A 4,656-nucleotide genomic window follows, 5' to 3' on the forward strand; every position below is an offset into this window, starting at 1 on the left:
GGGCCACGCCCGCGGCGCGCGCGGCGGCGGCCCCCGCGCCCGCGCCGGCCGGGGCGACCCGGCCGACGAACGGCGACGGGATGACGCAGTCGGCGGCGAGCGCGTCACCGACGACACCGGCGATGGCGTCGGCGGCGGCGATCTTCATGCCCTCGGTGATCCGGGAGGCCCGGACCTGGAGCGCGCCGGCGAAGATGCCGGGGAACGCGAGGACGTTGTTGATCTGGTTGGGGTAGTCCGAACGGCCGGTGGCCACGACCGCCGCGTACTTGTGCGCGACGTCGGGGTGCACCTCGGGGTTCGGGTTGGCCATGGCGAAGACGAAGGCGTCCTTGGCCATGGAGGCGACGGCGGCCTCGGGGACCGTACCGCCGGAGACGCCGATGAAGACGTCGGCGCCGGCGAGGGCGGTCTCCAGGGAGCCGGAGAGGCCGGCCTTGTTGGTGAGCCCGGCGATCTCGCGCTTGACGTCGGTGAGGTCCTCGCGGTCGCTGCTGACGACGCCCTTGCGGTCGGCGACGCAGACGTCGCCGATGCCGGCCGCCAGCAGGAACTTGGCGATGGCCACGCCGGCCGCGCCCGCGCCGGAGATGACGGCGCGCAGGTCGCCGAGGGTCCGGCCGGTCAGCTTCGCCGCGTTCCGCAGGGCGGCGAGGGTGACGATGGCGGTGCCGTGCTGGTCGTCGTGGAAGACCGGGATGTCGAGGCGCTCCTGGAGCTTGCGCTCGATCTCGAAGCACCGCGGCGCCGAGATGTCCTCCAGGTTCACGCCGCCGAAGGACGGGGCGAGCCGGACGACGGTGTCGACGATCTCGTCGGTGTCGGTGGTCGCGAGGGCGATCGGGACGGCGTCCACGCCGCCGAACTGCTTGAAGAGGATCGCCTTGCCCTCCATCACCGGGAGGGAGGCCTCCGGGCCGATGTCGCCGAGGCCGAGCACCGCGGTGCCGTCGGTGACGACGGCGACGACCTGGGACTTCCACGTGTAGTCGTGGACCAGCTCGGGCTGCTCGGCGATGGCGGTGCACACCTTGGCGACGCCGGGGGTGTACGCGAGGGACAGGTCGTCCTTGTTGCGGACGGGGACGGTGGCCTGGATGGCCATCTTGCCGCCGCGGTGGAGGGCGAAAGCCGGGTCGAAGGGCTCCTCGGGAGCTCCTTCCGTACCGCTCTCGCTGCGAGGATTGACGATCTCCGCTGCCATGTGGGTGAGACCCCTTATGTCTGTTGTCGAGGGTTGCCGCTCCTGGTGTGGAGCGGTGGGCGGGTCCCGCGGCCGCCGTGTCGGGCAGCCGCGCGGGCGCGCCGCACAACGCGCCCTGAGCCCCGGATGAGGGGTGTAAGGATCCTTCTTACCGGACAGGGGGTCCCGCAGACGAGTCCGTATCCCCTCGGTGACACGACTCATACGTACTGCTTCCGGACGCGGACGGAGAACGACTCGTCACCCGATATCAGGAAACATGACGGCAGCGCCCGTTTGGCTCTCTTCGTGCCGTCCGAATGGCGAGATCTACCGCAGATTCTTCGGCGAAACGGGAAGGGTACGAAAGATGATCCGGCCTTGATGTACCGGCCTGTCGGGGTTCGGGCGCGACCCGTTACCCGATTTTGACATCCGTGGCCGTCGGTTTGAGGCAGTCCGAATGGCAAGATGCCGTAATCACACGAGGTCGCGACACTCGAAGATGCGTACGCGACCATTGGCAACGCCTATGGCAACTCCCTCATACGCCGGAGGATCCCGACCATGACCGCACGCTCCACGCGCTGTACGACCGCTGCCAAGACCCGCACGTCCCGTCTTGCCGCGGTCGCCGCCATCGCGGTCGCCGGCTCCGTGCTGCTGACCGCCTGCGGCGACCAGACGGACAGCGGTTCCACGAAGGAGGGCGGCACCGCCGCCAACTCCGCCCCGCTCTTCTCCAAGCTGCCCGCCGACATCCAGAAGGCCGGCGTCATCAAGGTCGGCACGGACGCCTCCTACGCTCCGATGGAGTTCACCCAGGACGGCAAGATCGTCGGCGTCGACCCCGACATCGCCGCCGCCCTCTCCAAGCAGCTCGGCGTGAAGTTCGAGTTCACCTCGGGCACCTTCGACGGCCTGATCACCTCCCTGGAGACCGGCCGCCAGGACATCGTCATGTCCTCCATGACGGACAACAAGAAGCGCCAGGAGGGCCTGGACGACAACGGGAAGAAGATCGGCAAGGGCGTCGACTTCGTCGACTACTTCTCCTCCGGCGTCTCCCTGCTGGTCAAGAAGGGCAACCCGCAGGGCGTGAACTCCCTCGACGACCTCTGCGGCAAGACCGTCGCCGTCCAGCGCGGCACGATCTACGAGGACACCTTCAAGGCCCAGGCCACGAAGTGCGGCTCGAACAAGCTCACGATCCAGGCGTTCGACACCGACGCCGAGGCCCAGACCCGCGTGAAGGCCGGCGGCGCGGTCGCCGACCTGAACGACTACCCGGTCGCCGCGTACATCGCGAAGACCTCCGGCGGCGGCAACGACTTCGAGGTCGTCGGCAACCAGACCGACGTCGGCCTCATGGGCATCGCCGTCTCCAAGGACAAGACCCAGCTGCGCGACGCCATCAAGGAAGCGCTCGACGCCAGCATCAAGGACGGCACCTACGCCGAGGCCCTGAAGAAGTGGGACGTCGAGGGCAGCGCGGTCAAGTCGGCCACCATCAACGCCGGCAAGTGACCCGCCCGCTCCCCCTCGCACCACTGAAGGGCAGTCGTGATGACTGACAAGATCAGCAAGGACCCGGCCGCCACGCCGGCCGGGTCCGGCCCCTCGGGCACGCCGTACGAGGCGATCAAGGCCGTCCCGGTCCGGCACTACGGCCGCTGGATCAGCGGCGTCGTGGTCGTGGCCCTCCTCGGCTGGCTCGTCTACGCCTTCTCCCAGGGCAACATCATCTGGGCGACGGTCGGAGACAAGCTGTTCGACTCCTCGGTCCTCACGGGCCTGTGGAAGACGGTCCTCATCAGCATCACGGCGATGGCGCTGGGCCTCGTGCTCGGCATCGTCTTCGCCGTGATGCGGCTGTCGAAGAACCCGGTCACCGGAGCCGTCGCCTGGCTCTACATCTGGTTCTTCCGCGGCACCCCGGTCTACGTCCAGCTGCTCGTCTGGTTCAACCTGGCCCTGATCTTCGAGTACATCAACCTCGGACCGATCTACAAGGACGAGACCTCGCAGGTCCTGACCCCGTTCATGGTGGCCCTGCTGGGCCTCGGCCTGAACGAGGGCGCGTACATGGCGGAGATCGTCCGCGCCGGCATCCAGTCGGTCGACGAGGGCCAGACCGAGGCGGCGCACGCGCTCGGCATGTCGCAGACGAAGACCATGCGCCGGATCGTGCTGCCGCAGGCGATGCGCGTGATCGTGCCGCCGACGGGCAACGAGTTCATCAACATGCTCAAGACCTCGTCGCTGGTCTCGGCGGTGCAGTACACGGAGCTGCTCCGCGCCTCGTCGAACATCGGCTCCACGTCCGGCGCCGTGATGGAGATGCTCTTCGTCGCGTCCATCTGGTACCTGGCGCTGACCAGCGTCTTCAGCGTCGGTCAGTACTACCTGGAGCGCCGTTTCGCCCGCGGTTCGACGCGTAACCTGCCGCCCACCCCGTGGCAGCGGGTCAAGACGAACCTCACCACGTTCAAGCGTTCCCCGGAGGCATCGGCATGACCGGCGAGCTCATGGTCAAGGCGGAGGGCGTCCACAAGTCCTACGGCGCCGCCCACATCCTCCGCGGCATCGACCTGGAGGTCCGCAGCGGAGAGGTCTTCTGCCTGGTCGGCCCGTCCGGCTCCGGCAAGTCGACCTTCCTGCGCTGCATCAACCACCTGGAGCGGATCGACGGCGGCCGCCTCTCGGTCGACGGCCAGCTGGTCGGCTACCGCCAGAAGGGCGACAAGCTCTACGAGCTGAAGGACAGCGAGGTCGCGACCCAGCGCCGCGACATCGGCATGGTCTTCCAGCGCTTCAACCTGTTCCCCCACATGACGGCCCTGGCCAACGTGATGGAGGCACCCATCCAGGTGAAGGGCGAGTCCAAGGCGGTCGCCCGCGAGCGGGCCGAGCGCCTGCTCGACCGGGTCGGCCTGCGGGACCGGATGGGGAACTACCCCTCGCAGCTCTCCGGCGGCCAGCAGCAGCGCGTCGCCATCGCCCGCGCGCTGGCGATGGAGCCGAAGCTGATGCTCTTCGACGAGCCCACCTCGGCGCTCGACCCGGAGCTCGTCGGTGACGTCCTCGACGTCATGCGGGACCTCGCCGAGTCGGGCATGACGATGATCGTCGTCACCCACGAGATGGGCTTCGCCCGGGAGGTCGGCGACTCGCTGGTCTTCATGGACGGCGGCGTGGTGGTCGAGTCCGGCCACCCGCGGGACGTCCTGACCAACCCGCAGCACGACCGGACGAAGGCGTTCCTGTCCAAGGTGCTGTAAGGCGTACGTGTCGTAAGGCGTACCTGCTGCAAGGCGTACGTGCTGCAAGACGTACGTGCCGCAAGGCGTAGGGAGAGGGGGGGGGGGGGGCCGGGGGGCCCCCCCCCCCCCCCCCCCCCCCCCCGCCGACCCCCCCCCCCCCAGCACGGGGGTCGAGGGGGGGGCCCAGAACCGGCGGGGCCGGCCCGAAGC

At 68.9% G+C, this 4,656-nt stretch carries 4 protein-coding genes; 3 read left to right on the forward strand and 1 reads right to left on the reverse strand.

What is annotated here, in order from left to right:
• Positions 1-1,204 (reverse strand): NADP-dependent malic enzyme (locus ACFW1I_RS27605; protein ID WP_384674914.1); only part of this gene is annotated, 1,204 nt, incomplete at its 3' end.
• 546 nt (positions 1,205-1,750) lie between these two features.
• On the opposite strand from ACFW1I_RS27605, the gene ACFW1I_RS27610 reads away from it, so the two are divergent.
• The 3 genes from ACFW1I_RS27610 to ACFW1I_RS27620 are packed head-to-tail and all read left to right on the forward strand — an operon-like array spanning position 1,751 to position 4,464.
• On the forward strand, positions 1,751-2,710 hold the full coding sequence (locus ACFW1I_RS27610; RefSeq protein ID WP_384674916.1) for an ABC transporter substrate-binding protein: 960 nt from the start codon (positions 1,751-1,753) through the stop codon (positions 2,708-2,710).
• Positions 2,711-2,749: 39 nt separating this feature from the next.
• A complete protein-coding gene (locus tag ACFW1I_RS27615) occupies positions 2,750-3,700 on the forward strand; it encodes an amino acid ABC transporter permease (protein ID WP_384674918.1) in 951 nt (316 codons plus the stop codon).
• Positions 3,697-4,464, forward strand: coding sequence for an amino acid ABC transporter ATP-binding protein (locus ACFW1I_RS27620; RefSeq protein ID WP_384674920.1), 768 nt, complete (start codon positions 3,697-3,699; stop codon positions 4,462-4,464). Before ACFW1I_RS27615 ends, ACFW1I_RS27620 begins: the two co-directional genes overlap by 4 nt.
• The last annotated feature ends 192 nt before the right edge of the window (positions 4,465-4,656 follow it).

The organism is Streptomyces sp. NPDC058955 (genome assembly GCF_042741435.1).
Taxonomy (GTDB): Bacteria; Actinomycetota; Actinomycetes; order Streptomycetales; family Streptomycetaceae; genus Streptomyces.

Bases quoted from the DNA above. Each gene is read 5' to 3' on its own strand.
- ACFW1I_RS27610 (WP_384674916.1), top strand. From the start codon at position 1,751: ATGACCGCACGCTCCACGCGCTGTACGACCGCTGCCAAGACCCGCACG.
- ACFW1I_RS27615 (WP_384674918.1), top strand. From the start codon at position 2,750: ATGACTGACAAGATCAGCAAGGACCCGGCCGCCACGCCGGCCGGGTCC.
- ACFW1I_RS27620 (WP_384674920.1), top strand. From the start codon at position 3,697: ATGACCGGCGAGCTCATGGTCAAGGCGGAGGGCGTCCACAAGTCCTAC.